This is a genomic window from Enterobacter sp. P82, from assembly GCF_037053385.1.
Taxonomy (GTDB): domain Bacteria; phylum Pseudomonadota; class Gammaproteobacteria; order Enterobacterales; family Enterobacteriaceae; genus Enterobacter.
Map to the genome: position 1 here is coordinate 202971 of NZ_JBALHX010000004.1, position 25977 is coordinate 228947.

Below are 25977 nucleotides of genomic sequence, written 5' to 3' on the forward strand. Positions count from 1 at the left end.
TTGGCGGTTCAATTCGCTTATCCGTGGAATAAACCACGGTCGGCAATAGCCAGCCCATATCTTACCTACGATCAACAGCATCGCCGTGACCGTATGTTCGCGGCTTTGCTGCATGCGAGAAAGGTGCTTTCTCTGCAGCCAGAGTGTGTGCGTTTTGATGTATACCGCACCGCTGCGGTGCTGGGGCAAAATCAGGGCAGTCAACGAGCCAATGCGTTTTTAATTAGTTTTTGCAAAAAGGCATTGCCGCGTCTTGAGCTGGTCGCAAAAAAATACGAGTGCGTGGGTATCGACAGCAAAGTTTCAGTCGCTGTTTTCGGTGGTCATTTCGATACTGAGCTTAGGCAGTATTTGGCGTCACGCATGGTCAATATGGTTGCCAGATTCAACCGCCTCCCTGATATGTCGCGCGCCGATATTGACCTGCTGGCCGCTGATATCGCTAATTTCATTCGCGCTGAACTGGCTGACATTGATGACGCCGGATTTAGTGAGCTAAAAACGCTGTACACCTGGTATATACGCGCCGGTTTTATTTCCCTGCAATTCAACGTTACCCCGCCGCATTGGGATCGCGTGACAAAAAAGTATGTCGGTCTGGATGAGATCGCACCGGCAGTAATGCGCATGTTTAATGAGGTTTGGTGGCGTGGCCGTCTGCGACGCATTGCGGCGTCATGGCGCGAACATCTAAAAATTGCAGTCGGCAACGTAAGCAAGAAACGGCACGCCTACGCGAGTAAAAACTGCGTGACAGACTGGCGCGAGCAAAAGCGCCGCACGCGTGAATTTCTCAAGGGGCTGGATCTCGAAGACGAAGACGGCAACCGCATCAGCTTGATTGAAAAATACGACGGTTCTGTCGCTAACCCTGCGATACGCCGCTGCGAGCTGATGACCCGCATCCGTGGGTTTGAAAATATCTGCAATGAGCTCGGTTATGTCGGGGAGTTTTACACCCTGACCGCGCCGTCTAAATATCACGCCACCACTAAAGCAGGCTACCGTAACAGCAAATGGAACGGAGCCAGCCCGTCGGACACTCAGAGCTATCTAACAGGCCTTTGGGCGCGTATACGTGCCAAGTTGCACCGGGAAGAAATCCGCATTTTCGGCATACGTGTTGCCGAGCCTCATCACGACGGCACGCCGCACTGGCACATGCTTATGTTCATGCTGCCGGAAGATGTCGAGCGAGTGCGCCTCATCATTCGCGATTATGCGTGGGAGGAAGACCATCACGAACTGAGAAGCGATAAAGCCAAAAAGGCACGCTTTCACGCCGAGGCCATTGACCCGGAAAAAGGCAGCGCCACCGGCTATGTCGCTAAATACATTTCAAAAAATATCGACGGCTATGCTCTCGATGGTGAGACCGATGACGAAAGCGGCGAACTACTGAAAGAGACAGCACCCGCCGTTTCAGCATGGGCGGCGCGCTGGCACATCCGACAGTTTCAGTTTATCGGCGGTGCGCCGGTAACGGTCTACCGTGAGTTGCGTCGTCTCGCTGATACAGAGACTGCGCACTGTCTGAGTGTTGAGTTTGCTGCCGTCCATGATGCCGCCGACGCCGGTGATTGGGCTGGTTACGTTAATGCGCAGGGTGGGCCGTTTGTCCGTCGCGATGATTTGCAGGTGCGCACACTGTATGAACCGCGCGCCGAATTTAATCAGTATGGCGAGGAAACCGTATGCATCCGTGGTGTATACGACTCTGTTGTCGGCGCTGGCACCCCGATTTTAACCCGGCTAACGCAGTGGAAAATTGTGCCGAAGCGTGCCGTTGATTTGGCCGTTGACGTTAAGGGCGCTCCTGCGCCCTCTCGGAGTTCTGTCAATAACTGTACGGGAAGCGAAAGCGATCCACCGATACTGGATTTATCAAAACCACTGAGTTGGCGTGAAAGGCGAGATCTGACGAACCGACTCAGGAAGCAAAAGCCAGCAACACGGCGAAAATTTCTCCACGGAACGGATGAGCAAAATGCAGCCATAGCGAAAATTATCGACGAGATACATCTGACAACCGACACCACTATCAGCCGGGGAGAAGCCCTGCATCTGATGGCCGGTGGTAAAAGTTGTTTTAACGGAAAATGGTTGCGCGGAACGGCCAAAGGAGAGGTTTTTCCTGCAGCCCCATCACTCGCTTTCCGGGCTAGAAAAATCCTTAATCGCGTTGCGATTTTAGCCAGAGCTGCAACGAGGAATTGATGTTAATCGTTTTTCCTATCATGCACATACGAGCCAATGAATATTGAATTTTTTCTTCCATTTTTATCAATACATGATACTGTATGTATGTACAGTATCTCGTTTTGGAGGTTGTGTGGATAGAGAGCTTAGCGAGCACGTAATGATTGAGAGGGTTGAGATGATTGCGCGTCTTACGGCTGAGGGGGCTTGTCAGGAAAGAGATCGCGAAATCGCGTTAGGATTGATTGCTGAAATTGCGAAAGGAAACATCTTGAAAAGCAAGGGGTTCACAGTAGTCTTCTCAGCATCCCCTGTTAAGGATGGAGCAGATAGCGGTTATGGACGGAAATAAATTGTGTTATCGACAGGCTTGATTGTGAATCCTGTATATGATGCTGATGTGCATAAGTTGTAGATGAGCCGTATTCATTTTAATATGTGTACACAAAATCTACGTTAAGGATATCAGAATGGACTGGATTACACATATCATCACTTTTTTTGTTGGGCTTGGGGCTGGTTGGTCAATTCGGATTGTGTATTCGTCGCGTAAGCAAGTGGGCAACGTCACTGCAAACTCACACAATCATACTGTGACACAGAATAGTAACAGTGTTACGAATGGAAGCATTGTCGGTGGTAATCAGGATAGTTCACATTAAGAGGGGTTAGTGTGTCTATCGAACAGTCGGGCAATGCTGTAACCAATGGCAGCATTATTGCGGGTAATCAGACAAACCAGACCATTCATCAGTACGCTGCAAAGGGGACTAATCGCGAGATTCAGGATCTTTATGAGCGCTTGAAAAGAGGGGATGCGGGGGATTCAAACTCGGATTTCTGTGCTGAGCTTGAACATTATATGTCCCTTCAACCCGAAATCGATGTCCGGGGGCTGGATGCTAAATTGATCGAAAGCAATAGAAAGGATTTGTTGTTTTTAGCGAAGCAAATGAAGGAGAAAGCTGCAAAAGCTATAATGCGCCGCCAAACCTCACGAACAGCACAAAGGATATTTGTAATAATTTTAGATCAGATCCATTATGATTTTATAATGAAGGTAACACCACTTATAGAAGCAGATAATCCTAGAGTTATTGTAGATGAAAAAATTAGTACAATAATTGACGAACTCTATACTTCATTAGGTGAAAATCTTTTAGAGTTGACAGCAAAAGATCTTCTAGGGCTATTATTTTTTCTTGGTGGTAATTGTCATATAAGGTGGGATAAATGTTAATTTATCATCCGGCGTATGATGCGTATCATTGTCTTTTCAGAATGATTGCGTTAATAGACCATGTAAATGAAATTGAGGTGGATAAAGCTAGGATTTTAGATTTTTATCTGGTTTTTCCTGCTTTGCTTTCAGAAGTAAGAATGCCTTATAATTATAGTGTTATAAAAAAAGAGGCGAAAAAATATTCTAATGCATATCGTAACCCAATAAATATTACGTCAACATTTCGAGATATGCATGAGATTCAAATGGCAGCTATTAGGTGTTTGGCTGCGACAGGCTTAATTGAAATAACGTCTCTAGAAAAAAATATTATCAAGCGGACCGATAAATCTATCCCCGATGGTTTTCTGCTTTCCATGTGTGATTTTCTTAATGCTAAAGAAGAAATTTATACATTTATCATTAGCAAATTATCGCAATTTCCTCTAACAGGAAAGGATGGATTAAAGGATAGAACGAGTTTAATGGAGTTTAGATATGACTTTTCTTAATCCATCTTTTTCTGTAAGTAAGTTAAAAGTCTTTCAGAATGGACGTGAAGCATTTAGTTGCGACTTTCATAAAGGTGTTAATGTTATCCGAGGTCGGAATAGTTCGGGCAAAACCACCATCATGGATTTGCTTGCGTTTTCTATTGGGGCTGAAAATATTCGATGGAAACCACAAGCTCTTATGTGCACTTTAACTCTTGTTGAAGTTCTTTTAAATGATAAGCCAGCATGTTTTAGACGCGAAATTAGCAAGGAGTCCATGCGGCCTTTAAGCATTTTTTGGGGAGGAATGGAGGAAGCTCTGCAATCTTCACCAAGTCAGTGGGAGACGTATCCTTTCAAGCGTTCTGAAAAATCATTGAGTTTCTCTCAGGTTATTTTAAATGCTCTTGATATGCCATTGGCACAAGGTGAAGGTGCATCAATTTTAACGATGCACCAGATTCTCCGTGTACTTTATGCTGATCAACCATCAGTGCATAGCCCTATTTTTAGGAACGATAATTTTGATAAGGCTCTTACTAGGGAAACGGTTGGTGACTATCTCTGCGGTATTTTTGATGATGTTCTTTATAGCTCATTAATAAGAATGAAGCAGGTGGATTCTGAGCTGTCGACTAAAATCACAGAGTTGAAAAGTATTTTTACAGTGCTTGGACGTTCAGGTCAGTCTGAAAATATTCATTTTATTGAGCAGAGGATAACTGATTTAGAGTTAGAGAAAAATGATATATACAATAAATTAAATGAGTTAAAAGGAAAGGCTGTATCCGAAGGTAATAATAAAAATTCCGATAGGAATAAAACTAGTGACCTTCGTAAAAGATTGAATAAAGCAAAGGAGGCGGAGGTTAAAAATACTGACAACATTAATGCCTTAGAAATGGAAGTGGCTGATTCTGAGATGTTTATCAATGAATTAGAGGCTAGGTATCAGGCGTTGAACGAGTCAGCCAAAGCCAGAGAATTTTTCAGTAATGTACAATTTCAATTTTGCCCTAGCTGTTTAAGTGAATTGCATAGTTCCCCAGAGGGTGGATGTTCTCTGTGTAAAAGTCATGCCCCTGAAGGAAGCGAAGCTCCTCAGTTATTAAGGATGAAAAATGAAATTTCGGTGCAATTAAAAGAGTCAAGGTATTTACTTCAGCATAATTTAGATAAATTAAAAGAACTTAAGCTTCAGGCTCCAACTTTGAAGAAAAATGTTCAGGCACTTGTTCGTGAGTATGAGGCTGTTTCGACTATCTGGGAAAATGCTTACGAAATAGAGTTTGAAGCACTTACTAAAGCGCTTGGTCGTGTTGAAGAAGAAATTAATCAAGCATATGAGTCGCAAAAATTAAGCGATGTAATATCTGACCTGCAAAAAAAACGTGATGAGTTGCAATCTGAGAAAGAACGATTAGAGTCACTCATTGAATCATTGCAGAGTAAAGAAGAGAGCAGAAAGGAAGATATCTCGAAAACTGTTGAATCTATTATGTCGAGACTTTTGAAGCTTGACTTGCCATTGCAAACTGAATTTATTGATCCTAAACAAATTAATTTTAGTTTTGTGGATAATGAGGTTTATGTTAATGGTTCTAAAAATTTTTCGGAAAGCTCGGCTGTTGTTCTAAGGCATATCTTCCATTTAGCGCTTCTTACTGCGAGCCTTGAAAAACATTATATGAGGTTGCCTCGTTTCTTAATGTTAGATGGTATTGATGACGGCGGGATGGAGAAGGAACGCAGTCACAATTTACAAAAAATTATTGTGCAAGAAGCTGCGACATACACGTTTGATTTTCAGTTGATCTATGCAACTTCAGAAATTAATCCTACTTACGACAATACAGATATGATTGTCGGCAGATACTTTAATCCTGAAGATAGATCTCTTAATGTGAGTTATGTAGCAGCTGATAACGGTAAATTAATTTAAAAGTGCGGAAGCCATGCATCATTTTGCATGGTTTTGCATTTTTTATTTAAGTCCTTTTTTTCTAATCAGTGCCAGTGTAGACGCGGGTCACGGCCCATGATACACCTGCATTAAAAGCGCCCCGTTAAGCGCGCAGGCGAGGCGGGGATAGCACTGCGCGCCAGCCGTGGTGACGGAATTTATTTTACGCGCCTGTGCGCGTCGTGGCGACGTGCTGAGGTGTGGGATCGTTCATGGTGATGTTGGTGCAATTGCGTCGCGTGTGCGGTGTCTGGCTGGCTCTGAGGGGATGCCGCCCTGAGGCGGCATTTCAGTCGGGGTTTATTCTGTCTCGATGCTGTAATCCTTAAAGCGGATCACTTCCATACCGAGCCATTCATTGATTTCTTTGAAACGCTCCTGCAACGGCGTCAGTTCGTTACGCACAAACACCCGTGCCACCTTCTCGATATCGCCCATCGAGCCGATATTTTCAGGCTTGCCGCCCATGAGCTGAAACGGCACGCGGTGCGCGTCGAGCAGGTCAGCGGCGCTTACCTTCTTGATGTTAAAAAAATCATCCTTCGTAGCGACTTCACTCAGAGGCACGATCTTAATGCCATCCGGTTTCCCGTTCGGGGCGTAGAAAAACAGGTTTTTAAAATTCCCGAGTCCTTTCGAGTCGCGCATCGCGGAGCGCAGCGCCTCGACGTCGGTGCTGCTCTGCGCCGCGTCGGTCACGTACATGATGTAACCCGCGTGCGCGCCGTTCTGGTAATACTTGCGACGAAACAGCGTGGCGGATTCATTCAGCCAGGCTGAATTGAGTGCGCTCAGGTATTCCGGCATCCCGTAGAGCTCCTGATTGATATCGGGCTCAAGCAAATGGCACACCGAGCCGGGGGCGAACTGGTGCGGGTGGGTAAAACTCGACACGTACCAGTAAACGTCATCCTCGACGCCCCGGCGGGTGTATTTGGCCGGGGAGGTTTCCAGCTTCATGATCTGGCCGGTCACGCTCATGCGCTTTTCAAGGTAGCCGTTTGCAAACACCAGAAAATCGAGCACAAGGCGGCTGAAGTCCTGACGTGACAGCAACGGGTGCGGAATGTAGGTGCTCGTCAGGATGTTGCGCTTAACGTAAATCGGGGAGCTGTGATGTACTGCGGCGCGCAGGCTTTTCGCCAGCCCCGAGAAGTTGACCGGCGGCTCGTACCATTTGCCGTTATTGATGCACTCGACATAGTCGAGGATATCGCGGCGATCCAGAACGGGCGACGGCTCACCAAAGGTGAACGCCTCCATTTTCTGCGGCGCGCTGGCGGTCATGGTTGCTGTCTGTTTCGGCTGTTTCTTTTGGCGTTTTTTCATCTTAGTTAATATCCAGAATGGAGCTTGATTGCATACCGCTACCGGCGGAAAGCGGCTCGTTTAACAGCGCGTGCATGGTTGCCCACGCGATATCCGCATGGCTGGCCTCCTCACTGCGGCTGGCTTCATAAGTGGCGCTGCGGCCACTGCTGGTCATGGTTTTGCGGATAGCCATAAATGACTGCGTGATGTCGGTCGCCCCGGCGTCATATTCCAGACACCCGCGTCGGATGGTGTCTTTTGCTTTGAGCACCATTGCGGTTTTCATTTCCGGCGTGTAGCGGATGGCGCGCGCTGCCGGGAAGAATGAGCGCACGAGCTGGTAAACACCCTGGCCGATGCCGGTTGCATCAATGCCGATATAGTCGACAGTGTATTTCTCTGTCAGCGCACGGATGGCCCCGGCCTGCGCGGCAAAGTCCATGCCTTTCCACTGGTGGCGCTCAAGGATGCGGAACTTACCACCGGCAACCAGCGGTGGAGCCAGTACCGCGCACCCGGCGCTGTCGCCGGTGTGTGACGGGTCATAGCCAATCCACACAGGACGCCAGTTAAACGGACGGTCGGCGAACGGCTCGAAGTCCTCCCATTCTTCCATCGCATCGACCATGCAGCGCTGCAGCTCCTCGAACGGAAATACCGACGCCTTATCGTCGACGAACTCGCACATAAACAGGTTACGGAAGTCATCAGCGCTGTTTTCCTGTTTTAGCTGGTCGAGGTTAAACAGGGTGCAGCCACCGGCGAGGGCATCCTCAATGGTGACAATCTGCCGCCACTGACCGTCTCCGCATAACATGCCCCCGGCAAGCGCCTGATGACTGATATCAATGTCGACACGTTCGTCGCGGTTACTGCGGCCACGGTTAAACAGCTCACCTGACCAGAACGGGTAAGCACCGTGCGCCAGCGTGGACGGCGTCGAAAAATAGGTGGTGCGCAGGTGTGACTGCGACGCCATGCCCGAGGCCACTTTGCGCAGGCGCTGGAAATTGGGTATCCAGAAAATTTCGTCGACGTACAGGTCGCCGTTGTGGCTCTGCGCGGTGTTGGAATTGGTGCCGAGAAAAATCAGCTCTGCGCCGTTATTGCCGATGACAATCGGGTCGCCTGACAGGTCGACGTCAACCAGACGGGCAAAGGCGATGATGTACTTACGGAAAACGTAGGCCTGCGTTTTACTCGCCGATAAAAATATCTGGTTTTGTCCGGTCCTGAGCGCGCGCAGGAGTGACTCACGCGCAAAGTAGAACGTCGCGCCAATCTGGCGCGATTTCAGGATGTGGCGGATGCGGTGCTCTAAACCGGCCTTATGCCAGTTGAGCTGATACTCAAACGACTGGTCGAAGAAAATTTCTTCCAGCTTCTCTATGGCCTCCTCGCTGAAATAGTTGCGTTTCGGCTTTTTGCGATCCCCTTTGTTGCGGCTGGCGATATTGGGGTTTAAATCCACCTCGTTTCCGGTCTGGCCGTAGCGGTTAATGCGCGCGAGCCGCTCCATCTGGCGCGACAAAAAATCGGCGACTTTGAAGTCATGCGCGGTCAGGTCTGGCTTAGCGTAGAGCTGGATAAGTCGCGCCTCTAACGTCGATTCCACGCGGTTAATCGGCGCGGTTTCTTCCCATCCGTCGCGCTGCTTCCAGCTCTGCACCGTCGGGCGCTTGAGCTGCAGCATGTCGCAGATTTGCGGCACAGCGAACCCCTGCCAGTACAACAGACGCGCCTGCCGTCGCGGGTCATTTAACAGTGAAAGGTCAGTTGAAATAGTCATGCTTGCCTCGTTTTGGTGTCACGTGGCAAGGCTAAGGAAATGGGGCGCTGTTAGCGCTAAGTGCCTGTTGTGTCAGAGCTAACAGGAGCTCAATCGGTGGCTGATGCGGGAGAGAGTCGGGAAACTAACCCCGACCCGAAAACCCAACATCAGGACACCTGAACAATGGCAAAGAAAGTTTCTAAATGGTTTCGCATCGGCGTCGAGGGTGACACCTGCGATGGCCGTGTCATCAGCGGCGATGATATTCAGGATATGGCCGACACGTTCGACCCGCGCGTCTACGGCTGCCGTATTAACCTCGAACATATCAAAAGCCTCTGGCCTGACGGTCCGTTTAAACGTTACGGCGACGTGACCGAAGTCAAAGCGGAAATCATCAGCGATGGCTCTGCGCTCGATGGCAAAAAAGCGCTGTTTGGCAAAATTCAGCCGCTTGATGAACTGGTCAGCATGGTCAAGGCCGGGCAGAAGGTTTACACCTCAATGGAGATCCGCCCGAACTTTGCCAACAGTGGCAAATGTTATCTCATCGGGCTGGCCGTCACCGATGACCCGGCAAGCCTCGGCACTGAATACCTCGAATTCTGCAGCCGTGCGAAACAAAACCCGCTCGCCGGTAGAAAAGACCAGCCTGACGACCTGTTCTCTGTGGCCTCACTGGCTGAGCTGGAATTTGAGGACATTCCCGACACCATGCTCAACAGCCTGACCGACAAGGTCAAAGCCATTTTCAGCCGCAAGCAGGTCAGCGACGACGCACGTCTCGCCGATGTGCATGAGGCGGTGACCACCGTCACCGAACAGGTGCAAACCAATCTCACCGCCACCGACCAGCGTGTCACCGAGCTGGAGACTGCTTTTGCGCAGTTTAAGCAGGAGGTGACCAGCAAAGTTGATGAAAACGCGCAGGCGTTTACCTCCCTGAAAAGCTCCCTCGATAACACCGAAAGCCAGCGCCAGCCGCGCCGCGAGCTTTCAAAAGGCGGTACGGGCGACGAGCTGCTGACCAACTGCTGATAACACGCCGGGCGCGTTGCCCGGCCAGAGATACCTATTACCCGAACAGGAAAAACCATGCGTAAAGATACCCGTTTCAAACTTAATGCCTACCTGTCCCGCCTCGCGGAGCTGAACGGTATTTCCACCGATGATGTGGCGAAGAAATTCACCGTCGAGCCGTCGGTCACGCAAACCATGATGACCACCCTGCAGATGTCATCCGCGTTTCTGACCAAAATCAACATCGTGCCGGTCGACGAGATGAAGGGCGAAAAAGTCGGGGTAGGCGTTAACGGTACGATTGCGAGCACTGCCAACACCGCCGGTGATGATGAGCGTAAGACCGCTGACTTTACCGCGCTGGAGTCCAATAAATACGAGTGCGATCAGATTAACTTTGATTTCCATATCCGCTACAAACAGCTCGACCTGTGGGCGCGATTCCAGGACTTCCAGACCCGTATCCGTGACGCCATCATCAAGCGTCAGTCCCTTGATTTCATCATGGCCGGTTTTAACGGTATCGAGCGTGCGGCAACGTCCGACCGTAAAAAAAATCCGATGCTGCAGGACGTGGCGACCGGCTGGCTGCAGAAATACCGCGATGAAGCGCCAGCGCGCGTGATGTCAAAAGTTACGGCCGAAGACGGTACGGTCATTTCCGATGTGATCCGCGTGGGTAAAAACGGCGACTATGCAAACCTCGACGCGCTGGTTATGGATGCCACCGGCAACCTGATTGACGAAATTTATCAGGATGACCCGGAGCTGGTTGTTATCACCGGACGTAAGCTGATGGCGGATAAGTATTTCCCTATCGTCAACAAAGAGCAGGAAAACACTGAGTCGCTGGCTGCTGACATCATCATCAGCCAGAAGCGAATCGGCAACCTCCCTGCCGTGCGCGTACCGTATTTCCCGGCTAATGCCCTGATGGTGACGCGTCTCGACAACCTTTCTATCTACTTCATGGATGACGCGCACCGTCGCAGCATCATCGAAAACCCGAAGAAAGACCGCGTCGAAAACTACGAGTCCATGAATGTTGACTATGTGGTCGAGGCTTATGCCGCCGGTTGCCTGATTGAAAACATCACGCTCGGTGACTTCACGCCTCCTGCAGCACCGGAAAGCGCTTCCGCCCCTGCTGATGACAAAGACGGAGAGTAAGCCATGACGAGTCCCGCAGCGCGTCACATGATGCGGGTCTCGGCCTCTGAAACTGCGCAGCGGGCTGCTGTCCCGCTGCGTAATGCAACTGCCTATGAGCAGATGCTCGTTAAGCTGGCCGCAGACAACCGCACGCTAAAACAAATCCGTTCCAATGAGCGCAAGGCAGAAAAAAAGCGCGAGCTGTTGCCGTTCTATCTGCCGTGGGTGGCTGGCGTCCTCGCAAACGGCAAGGGTGCGCAGGATGACATTGTCATGACTGTCATGCTGTGGCGTCTCGATGCTGACGATATCGCCGGGGCGCTGGAGATTGCCCGTTATGCCATGACCTACGGCCTGACCATGCCGACCGGGCGACGTCCGACGCCTTACCTGCTGGCCGAAGAGGTGGCACTGGCCGCGCAGCGCCTGCTTGCTGCTAAACAGCCTGTCGGGCTCGAAAACCTGCTCGACACCCTCGCGCTGACTGAGCGCGCGGATATGCCCGATATCGTGCGCGCGAAGCTGCACAAAATCACCGGCTACGTGCTGCGTGATGCGAAGCAACTGCCCGAGGCACTGGCGCACCTGCAGCGTGCGATTCAGTTAGAAAGCACTATCGGCGTGCGAAAAGACATCGAGCAGTTAGAGCGTCAGCTCAGGCCAAAGCCTGAACCGGCACCGAAAATGACTAAACCGCGCACGCGCAAACCTGCCGCCAAACCAGCGGCACGGCGCGGGCGTCCACCAAAGACGGCAAAAGCCGCAGGTTAACCGAGCGCTCCCCGAGCCGGGCGGCACGCCGGTCAATGCGGGTATTTATTGCCCTGACTGCGACCGGCGTCCACCGCCCACCCATTACCCGAGGTTGTCATGACGACACTGATTATTGAGCCAAAAAAAGAGCCGCAGGATGTGCCGGGCGTGGTGATACCGCCGCCGGGTGTGAGCGAGCCGGTAATCAAAAACACCCCGTTTTTTCCTGACGTTGACCCGAAGCGTGTGCGGGAAGAAATGCGCTTAGAGCAGACCGTTTCCCCCGTTCGCCTGCGCCGGGCGATTAAGACCGCCATCGCGGAGACTAACGCGGAGCTGGCTGAATGGCGCGAGCGTCAGCTCGATGCCGGTTACGCCACGCTGGCTGATGTCCCGACCGACAAGCTCGACGGCGAGAGCGTGCGCGTTTTCCACTACTTCAACGCCGTGTGCTCGATGACGACGGCCACGCTTTATGAGCGTTTTCGTGGCGTGGATGCGACCGCCAAGGGTGACAAAAAAGCCGACAGCATCGACAGCACGATTGATGAAATGTGGCGGGACATGCGCTGGTCTGTCGCGCGCATCCAGGACAAAGCGCGCTGCATTGTGGGGCAAATCTGATGAAAGCGTATGGGCTGCAGGGCGACACCCTCGACGCGATTTGCGCGCGGTACTACGGGCGCACGGAGGGTGTGCTCGAAACCGTGCTAGAGGCGAATCCCGGCCTGTCTGAGCTCGGCGTGATCCTGCCGCATGGTACGGCGGTTGAACTGCCCGAAGCTGACAGTGCGGCCAGAACTGAAACGGTGAATCTATGGGACTGACGATGGAAAAAATCACCACCTTTATCGCCTACTGGCTGGCCGTTGTGCTGGCCTATTTCGGGGCGATGTCACCCGAAAAGGTGGCGCTTTATGTGGGTGGCGGATGTGCCATTTTTACCGCGCTGACGAATTACTGGTTTAAGCGCAAAACCTATCGCTACCTGACCTCGCTCGGACTCGATAAAGGGGCTATTCGTGAAATCAATCATTAAACGATGCAGTGTGGCCGCAGTGCTGGCGCTGGCGGTGCTGATGCCTGACTTTCGTCTGCTTAACACCTCGCCTGAGGGGCTGGCGCTGATTGCCGACCTCGAAGGATGTCGCCTGACGCCTTACCAGTGCAGCGCGGGAGTGTGGACGTCAGGCATCGGCCACACTGCCGGGGTAGTACCGAAGGGGGAAATCACCGAGCGCCAGGCGGCGGCGAACCTCGTCGCGGATGTGCTGAACGTCGAGAAACGTCTCGCGGTCTGCGTGCCGGTGGAAATGCCGCAGCACATTTACGACGCGCTGGTCAGTTTCTCATTCAACGTGGGAACCGGCGCGGCCTGCCGGTCGACGATGGTCTCGTATATCAAGCGTCATCAATGGTGGCAGGTGTGCGACCAATTCTCCCGTTGGGTGTATGTGAATGGAAAAATCAGCGCCGGGCTGGAAAACCGTCGCGCGCGTGAGCGTGCTTACTGCCTCAGGGGAATTCCATGAAAGTGACGTTGTTTTTAGTGGCCGCACTGATTGCGGTTGTGCTGTGGCAACGCCACGAAAACGGCAACCTGACGCGTTCTTTTGAACGGGCGAACAAGGTCGCCACCGAACAAAAAAACGTGATCGGGATGCTGACAAATCAGCTTTCCGTTTCGCAGGGGATCGCTAGGCGAAATGAAACCGCGCAGGTCAGTTTACGCGGTGAACTGATTGCCGCCGGTGCGATGGCCGTGCGGCGTGAAAAAACCATTACGAGGCTGATAAATGAGAATGAAACCTTACGCCGCTGGTATAGCGATAAACTGCCTGATGTTGTGCGCAGGCTGCACACCCGCGCCGGTTGCGCCTCCGCCGGTCATTGTTTACAGCGCGTGTCCGAAAGTGAGCTATTGCCCGATGCCGGGAAGCGATCCGGTGACTAATGGCGACCTGAGTGCAGACATCCGCAGGCTTGAGCACGCGCTCACCGCCTGCGCGCTACAGGTCGAAACCGTCAAAGATTGCCAGGATAAACTCGATGAAGAAAGCACACAGCCTGCGCGAAGCGTTAACTGACGCCGTTCCGCAGTTAAAAACAAACCCCGAAATGATGCGTATTTTTGCCGATGAGGGGAATATCGATGTGCGTCTGGCCGCATCTCTGTCACACGAAAAGATTTACACCCTGAATGTGATCGTGTGTGACTTTGTGGGTGACCCGGATTTGATTTTCGTACCGGTGGCCGCGTGGTTACGTGAGAATCAGCCGGATATCTGCACCACTGATGACGGGCGTAAAAAGGGCTACCGCTTCCAGATGGATTTAAACGACGGGGACAGTGTCGATATCAGTATCAGCCTGCAGCTCACCGAGCGCACCATCATCCAGGAGGAAAACGGCACGCTGCATGTGAGCTATGCCCCTGAACCGCCAATGCCTGAGCCCGTCACCCGACCAAAAGAGCTCTATATCAACGGTGAACTGGTGAGTAAGTGGGATGAATGACTTTAAGCCTCTTGATGACCAACTGGCGGGGCTGATTGGCGCGTTGTCACCGGCAGGGAGGCGCAAGCTTGCCGCTGAAATTGCGAAAGAACTGCGCAAATCACAACAGCAACGCATCAAACAGCAAAAATCCCCGGACGGCATACCGTATCAGGCGCGAAAACGTCAGCCACTCAGGGCAAAGTCGGGGCGTATTAAACGGGCGATGTTTGCGAAGTTGCGCACCAGTCGCTATTTGAAAGCCAGTGGTCGCAGTGATGCGGCTGTGGTGGAGTTTACCGGTAAGGTGCAACGGATTGCGCGGGTGCATCAGTATGGGTTGATGGAGAAGCCTGGGAAAAACAGTAAATTCATAAAATATCCTGAGCGTGCTTTGCTAGGAATCAGTGAGATTGATATCATTAAAATAGATGAAATCATCCTCAACTATATAAATCAAAGCCATTGACAAGCAATAAATCAATGGCCATTATATCAGGCAGTTATAGAGGTAGACTGGCGTCTTAGGTGGGCTTGCCCACTGATTTGGGTTCGATTCCCTTGCCTCGATCCTTACCTCTGGCAAATTTTATGCTGTCATTTTTTGCTTTTAGCTCTTGCTTTATTTTTTCGTCACAAATTAGATAATCCAAGCAACCCGCCTTAATTAATTGAGTAATATCGATATTTTTGGCGTCTGTTAAATTCGCACTCCTCATGTTTGCTCCTTCATAGGTAACATTTTTAAAATCACATCCTTTGAGTATGCAACTTTTAATCTGACTATCGTTGAAATATGCCCCATCTAGAATGCAGTTTTCAAAATATACATTTTGGAAATCCACATTCTGCGCTTTCAGGTTTTTTAAATTACAATTTACAAATCGCACATCTCGCAGGGTGCAGTTATCGATATTCATTGCAGATAAAATGCATTTCTCAAAATTGCATTTCTTGATGTAGGAATGACTCATATTGATACTGTTTAAGTCAGCATCCTTAAATTTAAGATTCTTTATCCCTGCTAGTTCATTCATTTCAATTCTTTGGACTTTAATATCAAAAACTCCCTTCTGGTTTAGTTGTCTCATGATTTTTAATTTCATGATGTTTAGTTCGCCGGATGAGTGTTTTGCTAAGTTTTCAAGATCACTAATGAGTTCTTGGATAGCATCATTATTCTGTCTTTTGTGTTCAAAGTAATACAGGATGACACCCAAAATAAGAAAATCTAAAATAGATGAGTTGGCATTGACGAGAAAATTTTGGAGGAAGTTATCATTGTAATTATTCGTCTTATCAGTGATAAATATTATAAAAAACGCATAAGCTATAAAAATTAATATGATATTTTTCATGTTGGATAGGGTTCGCATGAATGAGTCAAATTCGCCTGGTAGCGTAGATTGAAACTTTCTCCAGGAGTCTTTTGCATGCAAAACATCAGACTTTATATCTAAAGTGTATTTTTTGAATGCAGCCAATTTTAAGTTAAACGCTGCGATTATTCCGTTCAATACCTTATCAAAATAATTATTCATGTTTGTATTTTAACCTGCGTGTGATTTTTTGAGTGTTCGAATATTGATTCGATTAAATGGATCATACATGAACGAGAGTGTAGTTGTGTAGTGTGCGGAACAAATGAATATCTTTGTGAGGTTTGAATGAAAGATGCATTCTTTCCCCATGACTATTTCAAATACTTTAACTGAAATTACTCGAGCAATCAGGAATCTGATTCGTACCGGCGTCATCATTGAGACTGATCTCGATTCTGGTCGCTGCCGAGTGCAAACTGGCGGCATCGTTACTGATTGGCTCCAGTGGTTAACTTCTCGCGCCGGTCGCTCGCGGGTGTGGTGGGCCCCTTCTGTTGGCGAACAAGTGATGATTCTTGCCCTCGGCGGCGAGCTCGACACGGCCTTTGTGCTGCCGGGCATTTTCTCTGATGACCATCCCGCACCGTCGTCCTCACCTGATGCGTTTCATGTTGCCTTTCCTGACGGGGCGGCCATCGAGTATGAGCCCGAAAGCGGTGCGCTCACCGTGTCAGGTATCAAAACCGCCGACGTGACCGCGTCAGATTCCATTACGGCCACCGTGCCGCTGGTACTGGTGAAAGCGGAAACCCGTATCACGCTCGACACACCCGAGGTGGTGTGCACTAACAAGCTGACGACCGGCACGCTCGAAGTGAAGAAAGGCGGGAAGATGACCGGCGACATCGAGCACACCGGCGGGAAACTGACCTCGAACGGTGTGCAGGTGGATGACCACGACCACGGCGGCGTCGAACGGGGCGGAAGCTGGACGGAGGGCATCAAATGACGGTGCGTTATCTGGGAATGAACAGCCAGACGGGGCTCAGTATCTCTGAGGTTGAGCATATCAGGCAAAGCGTGCGCGACATTCTGGTCACGCCAGTTGGCTCGCGCGTCATGCGCCGGGAATACGGCTCGCTGTTATCGGCGCTGATTGACCAGCCGCAGACCCCGACACTGCGCCTGCAGATTATGGCCGCGTGTTATTCCGCGATCCAGAAGTGGGAGCCGCGCGTCAGCCTGACAACCATCAACTTTGAACGGTCGGACGCCGACGGCGGGCTGTATGTCGATATCACCGGCACGCGGTCGACATCAGGCCAGCCGTTTTCCATCACCATTCCACTGAGTTAAACGCTATGGCAATTGTTGACCTGAGCCAGCTCGCCGCGCCGGATGTCGTGGAAGAGCTGGACTATGAAACCATCCTGAGCGAACGCAAGGCGACGCTCGTCACGCTTTACCCCGAAGACCAGCAGGAGGCGGTCGCGCGCACGCTGACGCTTGAATCTGAGCCGATTGTGAAGCTGTTGCAGGAAAACGCCTATCGGGAAGTTATCTGGCGACAGCGTGTCAACGAGGCCGCGCGTGCGGTCATGCTGGCTTACGCCACCGGCGCTGACCTCGACCAGTTAGGGGCAAACGCCAGCGTTGAGCGTCTCATTATCACCCCTGCGGATGACACCATGTTACCGCCAACACTTGCCGAAATGGAGTCGGACACCGACTATCGTCTGCGCATCCAGCAAGCCCCGGAGGGGCTGAGCACCGCAGGTTCAACCGGTGCATATCAGTTTCATGGCCGCAGCGCCGACGGGCGGGTCGCAGATATTTCCGTTATCAGTCCCGAGCCCGCGTGTGTGACGGTCTCGGTGCTGTCCCGCGAAAGTAACGGCGTGGCCTCCGACGAGCTGCTCGCCATCGTGCGCGCTGCCCTGAATGATGAGGACGTGAGGCCGGTGGCCGACCGCGTGACCGTGCAGTCAGCAAAAATTGTCGACTATAAAATCACCGCGTCGCTTTACCTGTATCCCGGTCCCGAGAGCGAGCCGGTGCTCAGTGCGGCAAAAGCAAAACTACAGGCGTATATCACCACGCAGCACCGGCTCGGGCGTGATATCCGAAAATCGGCCATTTATGCCGCGCTCCACGTCGAAGGTGTGCAGCGCGTCGAGCTGGTCGCGCCGGTGGCCGACATCGTGCTCGACGAGACTCAGGCGTCATGGTGCAGCGAGTACAGCGTCACCATAGGGGGTAACGATGAATGATACCCGCCTGTTGCCGGTGGGCTCCTCGCCGCTGGAGGTGGCAGCGGCGCGCGCCTGTGCTGAGATTGAACAGACCCCCGTTCCGCTGCGTCGCCTCTGGAGTCCTGACGACTGCCCGGCAAATCTGCTGCCGTGGCTGGCGTGGGCGTTTTCCGTTGACCGCTGGGATGAGAACTGGCCGGAGGCCACCAAACGCGATGTGATCCGCGCGGCGTGGTTTATCCATGCGCACAAAGGCACGATTGGGGCAGTGCACCGCGTGGTGGAGCCTCTCGGCTATCTGATTAACGTGACTGAGTGGTGGGAAACAAACGACCCGCCCGGCACATTTCGGCTCGATATCGGTGTGTTAGAGACCGGCATCACCGAGGAAATGTATTACGAGATGGAACGGCTCATTGCTGATGCAAAGCCAGCCAGCCGCCACCTTATCGGCCTCAATATTATTCAGGACATACCCGGCCACCTGTACACCGGAGCCCTGACCTATGACGGCGACATCATTACGGTTTATCCCGGATAAGTGAGATAACAATGACAGTGAAATATAAAACGGTCATCACCAAAGCCGGTGCAGTTAAGCTGGCCGCAGCGACCATCCCGAACGGGAAAAAAGTGAATTTAACGGCGATGGCCATCGGTGACGGTGGCGGCACGCTGCCAGTGCCTGACCCAAACCAGACGAAGCTCATCAAAGAGGTCTGGCGTCATGCCCTGAATAAAATCAGCCAGGACAAGAAAAACAAAAATTATGTCGTGGCGGAACTGCTCATCCCGCCTGAAACCGGCGGTTTCTGGATGCGTGAAATGGGTCTCTATGATGACACCGGCACGCTGATTGCAGTCGGTAATATGGCTGAAAGCTACAAGCCAGCGCTGGCGGAGGGCTCAGGGCGTGCGCAGACCGTGCGTATGGTCATCATGGTCAGCGACATCGAGTCAGTCGAGCTCACGATTGACACCTCAACGGTGATGGCAACACAGGACTATGTCGACGATAAAATCGCAGAGCATGAGCAGTCCCGCCGTCATCCTGACGCCACCCTTACTGCAAAGGGTTTCACTCAGCTAAGCAGTGCAACTGACAGCACGTCTGAGACGCTCGCAGCGACGCCGAAAGCGGTTAAGGTAGCATATGACCTCGCGAAAGCGAAATATACGGCTCAGGACGCCACCACGGCGCAAAAGGGTATTGTTCAGCTCAGCAGTGCAACAGATAGCTCGTCCGAGGTACTTGCAGCGACGCCGAAAGCAGTTAAAGCGGCGTATGACCTTGCAAAAGGTAAATACACGGCTCAGGACGCCACTACAGCACAAAAAGGTATTGTTCAGCTCAGCAGTGCAACAGATAGCTCGTCCGAGGTACTTGCCGCGACACCGAAAGCAGTAAAATCAGTTAATGATTCGCTAACTGAACTGAAAAAAAGTCTTGGCACCGCAGCAGTCAAAGACGCACAGACATCAAAAGATGACGTGACCGCCGGACGTTTGCTGGTTAATGGTGGAGCCATAGCTGTGCGTACAGTAGCCGCAAAAGCTGACGGTGCAGGTAATAATGTTAATGACGCCAACAACCTGCCAGCTAACTCGGTATCATTTTTGTATCCAACTGCCGGAAATTCTGCCGGGATTAATGGCTCTTTACTTAGCTTTTCGGGACTGTCGGGTAACTATCCGGTACAGATTACCGCGTCTTACAACGACGGAAAAAATATAAAGTTCAGAACGTATAACGGTGATGCGGCACAAAAATGGAACCCCTGGTATGACATTTATCATTCAGGTAATAAACCCACTGCGGCAGATGTTAACGCCATTCCTCTTACGGGAAGTAATGAGGTAAAGGGCGTTGTAAGGAACGCTGCTGAGTTTCAGTCAACATCTGCTAACTCATACCGAATTGTTGGGGGTGGTTACGGTACATTCTGGCGAAATGACGGTAATAATCTTTATCTGATGCTTACCAACAAGGACGACGCTTATGGAAGCTATAACGCGCTTCGTCCTCTGTGGGTTAATCTCGAAACCGGGTCATTGCAGTCAGGCGCGCCGCTGACGGTCAATAACACGATTAATGCTGGTAAAGATATAACTGCGGGTTATTCCGGAGCATATGCATGGGCTGAGCAGTACACAGCAAAAGCGGCATTTTATAATTCGTATTCAACCACTGGCACGAGTGAATACCATCCGGTAATCAAGCAGCAGGCAACGGTTACCGGAAAAAACTCCTGGGCTTTTTCAATGGGGTCACTGGTAGCGGGTGCTGAGCTTTCATGGCATCTGCATATGAAGGGGAGCGGAAGTGGGGAAGTTAATTATAAATGGGACGTTAACGGAAACTTTACCGCACCGGGGCAAATTTTTCCGGGTAGTTTTGCGAACTTTGACAGCCGTTATTACACCAAATCACAGTCAGATGCCGGGTACATGCCTAAAACAGGGGCTTACACCAAAGCAGAGAGTGACGGCAGATATCAGCCCAAAGGCAGCTATGCGGCACCGGATACTTCAGGCATAAGTGGCAACATTATATGGTGGAAAAATACTGCCACTGGCGTGATTACTATGATGGGACAGACTACCGGAGTGGCAAACAGTGGCAGGGTGACATTCCCCTTTGCATTTCCCTCAAAATGCTTCGGGGTTATCCCAACCCGAAACAACTCAACAGGGCAAGGTGCTGCAATGCAGCCATATGATGTAAACACCACGGGGTGGAATTTGCGTATCGCTGGCGGTGGTACTGAAACAGTTATGTGGACAGCGATGGGGAAGTAAAAAATGAAAACATACTACAGCCCGACAACAAACGGATTTTATGATGATTTTTTAAGAGAATCTTATGAAGCCCAAGGAACGTGGCCGGATGATTTGGTCGAAATATCTCAACGGTGGCGGGAGTATTTAATTCAGGAACAGGGCAACGGAAAAATTATTTCGCCAAATGAATATGGTCAGCCAGTTCTGACTGAACAGCCTGCGCCTACAGAGGCAGAATTATATGCTCTTGCCGAAAGTAAAAAATTAAAACTGATGGCAGAAGCAACCGATAATATTGCACCGTTGCAGGATGCCATCGATTTAGGTGAGGCAACGCCGGAAGAAATCGGCAAACTTGAGTCATGGAAGCGTTACCGTGTGATGTTAAACCGCCTCGATATGAGCGCCGCCCCCTCGATAGAATGGCCTGAATTACCTGCCTGACCTGAGCCCTCCACCCGGAGGGCTTTTTGTTTGTTGTCTCATACCTCCACCAACGCCATTGCATCGCACCCGCAGAGCACACAACAGAAAATAGTCGCACCCCTTAACCACGGAGTTAAACAGATGGGCGATTATCATCACGGCGTCGAGGTCATCGAGATTAACGATGGCACGCGAACCATTTCCACCGTCTCGACGGCCATCATCGGCATGGTCTGCACGGCCAGCGATGCTGACGCAAAGACATTCCCCCTTAACGAGCCGGTGCTGATTACCAGTGTGCAAACGGCTATCGGTAAAGCCGGTAAAAAAGGCACGCTGGCAAAATCCCTGCAGGCCATCGCCGACCAGTGCAAACCGGTCATTGTGGTGGTGCGTGTTCCCGAAGGTATCGAAGACCCTGACGCCCCGGAAGCGGCACAGAAAGAGACGATTTCTAACATCATCGGCACGACGGATGAGAACGGCAAATACACCGGTCTGAAAGCGCTGTTAACGGCGAAAACCGTCACCGGCGTTAAGCCACGCATTCTCGGCGTGCCGGGGCTGGATACGCAGGAAGTGGCGACCGCGCTTGCATCGACCTGCCAGAGCCTGCGCGCGTTCGGCTACGTAAGCGCGTGGGGCTGCAAGACCATTTCTGACGCCATCAAATACCGTGAGAACTTCAGCCAGCGTGAGCTCATGGTGATTCACCCTGATTTTCTGGCATGGGACACCACGGCAAACGAAACCGATATTGCATGGGCGACCGCCCGGGCGCTCGGCCTGCGTGCCAGAATCGACCAGGAGACCGGCTGGCACAAAACGCTGTCCAACGTGGGCGTGAATGGCGTCACCGGTGTCAGTGCCTCGGTCTCATGGGATTTGCAGGAGCAGGCCACCGACGCCAACCTGCTGAATCAGGCCGGGGTGACAACGCTCATCCGCAACGACGGCTTTAAATTCTGGGGCAACCGCACCTGCTCGGACGATCCGTTATTCGTGTTTGAAAACTACACCCGCACGGCGCAGGTGCTGGCCGACACGATGGCGGAGGCGCACGCGTGGGCGATGGATAAGCCGGTTTCTGCAACGCTCATCCGCGACATCGTCGCCGGTATCAATGCCAAATTCCGTGAGCTGAAAAATAACGGCTATATCGTTGACGGCTCATGCTGGTACGACCCGGAGTCAAACAGCGTGGAAACCCTGAAAGCCGGGAAACTGTACATTGACTACGACTACACCCCCGTCCCGCCGCTGGAAAACCTGACCCTGCGCCAGCGCATCACTGATACCTATCTGGCAGACCTGTCAGACTCGGTCAACAGCTAAGGAGCTCAGAGCATGGCGTTACCACGGAAACTGAAATATCTGAATATGTTTAACGACGGTCTCAGCTACATGGGCGTCGTTGAATCCGTCACCCTGCCAAAGCTGACCCGTAAGCTCGAAAAATATCGCGGCGGCGGGATGCCGGGCGCGGTGTCGATTGACCTCGGCCTCGACGACGATGCGCTGTCGCTTGAGTGGACGCTGGGCGGCCTGCCTGACGTTGAGCTGTGGGCGCAGTACGCGTCACCGGGTGCGGACAGCGTGCCGCTGCGTTTCACAGGCTCATTCCAGCGCGACGACACCGGCGCAATTTCTGCCGTTGAGGTGGTCATGCGTGGCCGTCACAAGGAGTACGACGGCGGCGAAAACAAACAGGGTGAAAGCGGCACGACCAAGATGTCGACCGAGTGCGCTTACTACCAGCTCACGATTGACGGCAAAGAGGTCATCGAAATTGACGTCATCAACATGGTGATGAAAGTCGACGGCGTCGACCGTCTCGCTGAGCACCGCCGGGCGATTGGCCTGTAATCCCTTAACCGGTCAGCCTGGCTGGCCGGGCATTTACTCAATTTCAAAGAGAGCAACATCATGGAAAACATCAACGAAACCGAAAACCAGAACATTGTGATCCTCGATAACCCTGTCATGCGCGGTGAGCAAAAAATCGAACAGGTGACGCTGACCAAACCCAATGCCGGAACCCTGCGCGGTGTGAGTCTGGCGTCACTGGCAAACTCTGACGTCGATGCGCTGATTAAGGTGCTGCCTCGCATGACTTACCCGGCGCTGACCGAGCACGAGGTCATGCGTCTGGAAGCATCAGACCTGATTTTATTCGCCGGTAAGGTGGTCGGTTTTTTGTCACCATCTTCGGCTCGCTGACCTTCCCTGATAACCTTTCGGTCGATGACCTGATGGCGGATATTGCGGTGATATTTCACTGGCCGCCATCAGAGCTGAATTCCCTGAGTGTGACCGAGCTCATCACATGGCGCGACAAGGCGCTGCAGCGAAGCGGAAACCACCATGAGCAATAACGTCAGGATTGAGGTACTGCTGAACGCAGTAGACCGGGCAAGCCGACCGCTCAAAGCTATCCAGACTGCCAGCAAGACTCTTGCTGGCGACATCCGCACTTCTCAAAACAGCCTGCGCGATCTGAATGCGCAGGCGTCCAGAATTGACGGATTCAGGAAAGCGAGCGCACAGCTTGCCGTGACCGGTCAGTCGCTTAACAAGGCTAAACAGGAAGCCGCTGCGCTGGCCGTCCAGTTTAAAAACACGCAGAACCCTACAACCGCGCAGGCGCGCGCGATGGAAGCGGCAAAAAAATCCGCTGCTGACCTGCAACTCAAATACAACCGCCTCAGGCAGTCGGTACAGCGTCAGCGCACCGAACTCGCGCAGGCCGGGATTAACACCCGCACCCTGTCGGCAGATGAGCGCCGCCTGAAAACCAGCATCAGTGAAACCACCGCTCAGCTTAACCGGCAACGTGAAGCACTGGCGCGGGTCAGTGCTCAGCAGGCGAAATTAAGCCAGGTGAAAGAGCGATATAAATCTGGCAAGGAGCTAGCGGGAAATATGGCCGCTGCAGGCGCTGCCGGTGTAGGTATCGCCACGGCGGGAACGATGGCCGGGGTAAAACTGCTGATGCCTGGCTATTCGTTTGCACAGAAAAACTCTGAGCTGCAGGCCGTGCTCGGGGTCGACAAACAGTCACCCGAAATGGAGGCGCTGCGCAAACAGGCGCGCCAGCTCGGTGACAATACCGCCGCGTCTGCAGACGATGCGGCGAGCGCGCAGATTATCATTGCGAAGAGTGGCGGGGATGCTGCAGCCATTCAGGCGGCGACGCCGGTCACGCTGAATATGGCGCTGTCTAACCGGCGCTCGATGGAAGAAAACGCCGCCCTTCTGACCGGGATGAAATCCGCGTTTCAGATGTCAAACGACCAGATCGCACACATCGGCGACGTGCTGTCTATGACGATGAACAAAACGGCCGCTGACTTTGACGGGCTGAGCGACGCGCTGACCTATGCCGCGCCGGTGGCAAAAAATGCCGGGGTCAGTATCGAGCAGACTGCCGCAATGGTCGGCGCGCTCCATGACGCCAAAATCACCGGCTCGATGGCGGGAACGGGTAGCCGTGCCGTCCTGAGTCGCCTGCAGGCTCCGACCGGTAAGGCATACGAGGCCATTAAAGAACTCGGTGTTAAAACGTCGGACAGCAAGGGCAACACGCGCCCGATATTCGCCATTCTGAAAGAAATCCAGCGCAGTTTTGAGAAAAACAATCTCGGAACCAGCCAGAAAGGCGAGTACATGAAAACCATTTTCGGTGAGGAGGCCAGCTCGGCGGCGGCGGTACTGATGACCGCAGCCTCAAGCGGCAAACTCGACCAGCTCACGGCGGCGTTTAAAGCTTCTGACGGCAAAACCGAGGAGCTGGTCAAAATCATGCAGGACAACCTCGGGGGCGACTTCAAAGAATTCCAGTCAGCTTATGAGGCCGTAGGTACTGACCTGTTTGACCAGCAAGAGGGCTCACTGCGTAAGCTGACGCAAACGGCTACACGATATGTTTTAAAGCTCGACGGGTGGATCACCCAAAATAAAACACTTGCGACCACTATTGGTGTCATTGCCGGTGGTGCGCTGGCGTTGATTGGCATTATAGGCGGTATTGGTCTCGTTGCGTGGCCGGTAGTGATGGGTATCAACGCCATTATTGCCGCTGCCGGTGTGCTGGGAACCGTGTTTACCGTGACCGGCAGTGCGATAGTGACCGCAATCGGGGCAATCAGTCTGCCGGTGGTTGCAGTAGCTGGTGCAGTGGTGGCCGGGGCGCTCCTGATTCGGAAATACTGGGAGCCAATCAGCGCATTCTTTTCCGGCGTGGTGGAAGGTCTTAAAGCGGCCTTTGCGCCGGTGGCCGGAATTTTCTCACCACTTGCGCCGGTGTTTGATTCCATCATTGAGAAACTGCGCGGAGTCTGGCAATGGTTCACTGACCTGATAGCACCGGTGAAGGCGACGCAGGAAACGCTCGACCGTTGCAAAAATGTCGGCGTGGCGTTTGGTCAGGCGCTGGCTGATGCGCTGATGGCTCCACTCAATATCTTCAACAGCCTGAGCGGTAAGGTTAGCTGGCTGCTGGAAAAGCTCGGAGTCATCAAAAAAGAGTCGGGTAACCTCGACCAGACCGCAGCAAAAGCCAGTGCCGCAACGGGCTCGCAAAATGGGTCTTATATTCCGGCAACCTCAACATATGGCGGTTATCAGGCATATCAGCCGGTAACGGCTCCCACTGGAAAGACTTACGTCGACCAGAGCAAGCCGGAATATAACATTCACCTGAATGGTGGCATCGCGCCGGGTAGCGACCTTGACCGTCAGCTCCGCGAGGCGGTCGATAAACTTGACCGGGAAAACCGTGCGCGCCAGCGCTCAAGTATGCGCCATGACTGAGGG

At 52.1% G+C, this 25977-nt stretch carries 29 protein-coding genes and 1 pseudogene; 27 read left to right on the plus strand and 3 right to left on the minus strand.

Features of this window, described 5'->3' with window-relative positions; genetic code table 11:
* From WB237_RS18180 to WB237_RS18200, 5 genes and pseudogenes are all read left to right on the plus strand, one after another.
* A complete protein-coding gene (locus WB237_RS18180) occupies nt 1–2217 on the plus strand; it encodes a replication endonuclease (RefSeq protein WP_336215091.1) in 2217 nt (738 codons plus the stop codon).
* A 115-nt stretch (nt 2218–2332) separates the two neighbouring features.
* A pseudogene (locus tag WB237_RS18185) lies at nt 2333–2521 on the plus strand (DinI family protein); the annotation flags it as partial.
* Nucleotides 2522–2872: 351 nt separating this feature from the next.
* The gene (locus WB237_RS18190) at nt 2873–3439 is read left to right on the plus strand and encodes an ABC-three component system protein (RefSeq protein WP_336215093.1); all 567 of its coding nucleotides are present in this window, start codon (nt 2873–2875) and stop codon (nt 3437–3439) included.
* A complete protein-coding gene (locus tag WB237_RS18195; RefSeq protein ID WP_336215098.1) occupies nt 3433–3933 on the plus strand; it encodes an ABC-three component system middle component 5 in 501 nt (166 codons plus the stop codon). Before WB237_RS18190 ends, WB237_RS18195 begins: the two co-directional genes overlap by 7 nt.
* Entirely contained in the window at nt 3920–5857 is a 1938-nt protein-coding gene (locus tag WB237_RS18200; protein WP_336215101.1) for an AAA family ATPase, read from the plus strand. Before WB237_RS18195 ends, WB237_RS18200 begins: the two co-directional genes overlap by 14 nt.
* Nucleotides 5858–6178: 321 nt before the next feature.
* Here the strand turns inward: WB237_RS18200 and WB237_RS18205 are convergent, their stop codons facing one another.
* Both WB237_RS18205 and WB237_RS18210 read right to left on the minus strand, forming a co-directional pair.
* Nucleotides 6179–7207, minus strand: coding sequence for a phage portal protein (locus WB237_RS18205; protein WP_336215103.1), 1029 nt, complete (start codon nt 7205–7207; stop codon nt 6179–6181).
* Between the two features lies 1 nt (nt 7208).
* Nucleotides 7209–8978, minus strand: coding sequence for a terminase ATPase subunit family protein (locus WB237_RS18210; RefSeq protein ID WP_336215106.1), 1770 nt, complete (start codon nt 8976–8978; stop codon nt 7209–7211).
* Nucleotides 8979–9143: 165 nt separating this feature from the next.
* Here WB237_RS18210 and WB237_RS18215 point away from each other — a divergent pair, with 165 nt between their 5' ends.
* The 11 genes from WB237_RS18215 to WB237_RS18265 all read left to right on the plus strand — a co-directional run bounded on the left by WB237_RS18215 (nt 9144) and on the right by WB237_RS18265 (nt 14850).
* Complete coding sequence (locus WB237_RS18215; RefSeq protein WP_336215110.1) at nt 9144–9998, plus strand: GPO family capsid scaffolding protein; 855 nt, start codon at nt 9144–9146, stop codon at nt 9996–9998.
* Between the two features lie 57 nt (nt 9999–10055).
* On the plus strand, nt 10056–11150 hold the full coding sequence (locus WB237_RS18220; RefSeq protein WP_095450156.1) for a phage major capsid protein, P2 family: 1095 nt from the start codon (nt 10056–10058) through the stop codon (nt 11148–11150).
* A 3-nt stretch (nt 11151–11153) separates the two neighbouring features.
* A complete protein-coding gene (locus WB237_RS18225) occupies nt 11154–11903 on the plus strand; it encodes a phage terminase small subunit (protein WP_336215116.1) in 750 nt (249 codons plus the stop codon).
* 99 nt (nt 11904–12002) lie between these two features.
* Nucleotides 12003–12509: a head completion/stabilization protein gene (locus tag WB237_RS18230; RefSeq protein WP_095450158.1), complete on the plus strand. Its 507-nt coding sequence runs from the start codon at nt 12003–12005 to the stop codon at nt 12507–12509.
* Nucleotides 12509–12712 carry a tail protein X gene (locus tag WB237_RS18235; RefSeq protein WP_336215120.1) on the plus strand — a complete coding sequence of 68 codons (204 nt, stop codon included), beginning with the start codon at nt 12509–12511 and terminating at the stop codon, nt 12710–12712. The genes WB237_RS18230 and WB237_RS18235 overlap by 1 nt, the downstream gene beginning before the upstream one ends.
* Entirely contained in the window at nt 12703–12924 is a 222-nt protein-coding gene (locus WB237_RS18240; RefSeq protein ID WP_095450160.1) for an HP1 family phage holin, read from the plus strand. The genes WB237_RS18235 and WB237_RS18240 overlap by 10 nt, the downstream gene beginning before the upstream one ends.
* Complete coding sequence (locus WB237_RS18245; protein WP_336215123.1) at nt 12908–13417, plus strand: lysozyme; 510 nt, start codon at nt 12908–12910, stop codon at nt 13415–13417. The genes WB237_RS18240 and WB237_RS18245 overlap by 17 nt, the downstream gene beginning before the upstream one ends.
* Nucleotides 13414–13839 (plus strand): Rz-like lysis system protein LysB, encoded by a 426-nt coding sequence (lysB, locus tag WB237_RS18250; RefSeq protein WP_336215125.1) that lies wholly within the window; start codon nt 13414–13416, stop codon nt 13837–13839. The genes WB237_RS18245 and lysB overlap by 4 nt, the downstream gene beginning before the upstream one ends.
* The gene (gene lysC, locus WB237_RS18255) at nt 13727–13972 is read left to right on the plus strand and encodes an Rz1-like lysis system protein LysC (protein ID WP_095450163.1); all 246 of its coding nucleotides are present in this window, start codon (nt 13727–13729) and stop codon (nt 13970–13972) included. The genes lysB and lysC overlap by 113 nt, the downstream gene beginning before the upstream one ends.
* Nucleotides 13935–14402 carry a phage tail protein gene (locus tag WB237_RS18260; RefSeq protein ID WP_095450164.1) on the plus strand — a complete coding sequence of 156 codons (468 nt, stop codon included), beginning with the start codon at nt 13935–13937 and terminating at the stop codon, nt 14400–14402. Before lysC ends, WB237_RS18260 begins: the two co-directional genes overlap by 38 nt.
* Complete coding sequence (locus tag WB237_RS18265; protein ID WP_336215129.1) at nt 14395–14850, plus strand: phage virion morphogenesis protein; 456 nt, start codon at nt 14395–14397, stop codon at nt 14848–14850. Before WB237_RS18260 ends, WB237_RS18265 begins: the two co-directional genes overlap by 8 nt.
* Nucleotides 14851–14905: 55 nt before the next feature.
* Here the strand turns inward: WB237_RS18265 and WB237_RS18270 are convergent, their stop codons facing one another.
* Complete coding sequence (locus tag WB237_RS18270) at nt 14906–15922, minus strand: pentapeptide repeat-containing protein (RefSeq protein WP_255220598.1); 1017 nt, start codon at nt 15920–15922, stop codon at nt 14906–14908.
* A gap of 148 nt (nt 15923–16070) precedes the next feature.
* Here WB237_RS18270 and WB237_RS18275 point away from each other — a divergent pair, with 148 nt between their 5' ends.
* From WB237_RS18275 to WB237_RS18325, 11 genes are all read left to right on the plus strand, one after another.
* Nucleotides 16071–16712, plus strand: a complete 642-nt coding sequence (locus WB237_RS18275; RefSeq protein ID WP_095450166.1) for a phage baseplate assembly protein V — start codon at nt 16071–16073, stop codon at nt 16710–16712.
* Complete coding sequence (locus WB237_RS18280) at nt 16709–17059, plus strand: GPW/gp25 family protein (RefSeq protein WP_095450167.1); 351 nt, start codon at nt 16709–16711, stop codon at nt 17057–17059. Before WB237_RS18275 ends, WB237_RS18280 begins: the two co-directional genes overlap by 4 nt.
* 5 nt (nt 17060–17064) lie before the next feature.
* Entirely contained in the window at nt 17065–17973 is a 909-nt protein-coding gene (locus WB237_RS18285; protein ID WP_336215136.1) for a baseplate assembly protein, read from the plus strand.
* Nucleotides 17966–18496, plus strand: coding sequence for a phage tail protein I (locus tag WB237_RS18290; protein ID WP_336215138.1), 531 nt, complete (start codon nt 17966–17968; stop codon nt 18494–18496). The genes WB237_RS18285 and WB237_RS18290 overlap by 8 nt, the downstream gene beginning before the upstream one ends.
* A gap of 11 nt (nt 18497–18507) precedes the next feature.
* Nucleotides 18508–20754, plus strand: coding sequence for a phage tail-collar fiber domain-containing protein (locus WB237_RS18295; RefSeq protein ID WP_336215140.1), 2247 nt, complete (start codon nt 18508–18510; stop codon nt 20752–20754).
* A gap of 3 nt (nt 20755–20757) precedes the next feature.
* Nucleotides 20758–21180 (plus strand): tail fiber assembly protein, encoded by a 423-nt coding sequence (locus WB237_RS18300; protein WP_336215142.1) that lies wholly within the window; start codon nt 20758–20760, stop codon nt 21178–21180.
* Between the two features lie 123 nt (nt 21181–21303).
* Nucleotides 21304–22497 (plus strand): phage tail sheath protein, encoded by a 1194-nt coding sequence (locus tag WB237_RS18305; RefSeq protein WP_336215144.1) that lies wholly within the window; start codon nt 21304–21306, stop codon nt 22495–22497.
* Nucleotides 22498–22509: 12 nt separating this feature from the next.
* The gene (locus WB237_RS18310; RefSeq protein ID WP_023209060.1) at nt 22510–23028 is read left to right on the plus strand and encodes a phage major tail tube protein; all 519 of its coding nucleotides are present in this window, start codon (nt 22510–22512) and stop codon (nt 23026–23028) included.
* 60 nt (nt 23029–23088) lie between these two features.
* The gene (locus WB237_RS18315) at nt 23089–23382 is read left to right on the plus strand and encodes a phage tail assembly protein (protein ID WP_336215148.1); all 294 of its coding nucleotides are present in this window, start codon (nt 23089–23091) and stop codon (nt 23380–23382) included.
* Between the two features lie 32 nt (nt 23383–23414).
* Nucleotides 23415–23537: a GpE family phage tail protein gene (locus WB237_RS18320; protein ID WP_032658721.1), complete on the plus strand. Its 123-nt coding sequence runs from the start codon at nt 23415–23417 to the stop codon at nt 23535–23537.
* Nucleotides 23527–25974, plus strand: a complete 2448-nt coding sequence (locus tag WB237_RS18325; RefSeq protein WP_336215153.1) for a phage tail tape measure protein — start codon at nt 23527–23529, stop codon at nt 25972–25974. Before WB237_RS18320 ends, WB237_RS18325 begins: the two co-directional genes overlap by 11 nt.
* The last annotated feature ends 3 nt before the right edge of the window (nt 25975–25977 follow it).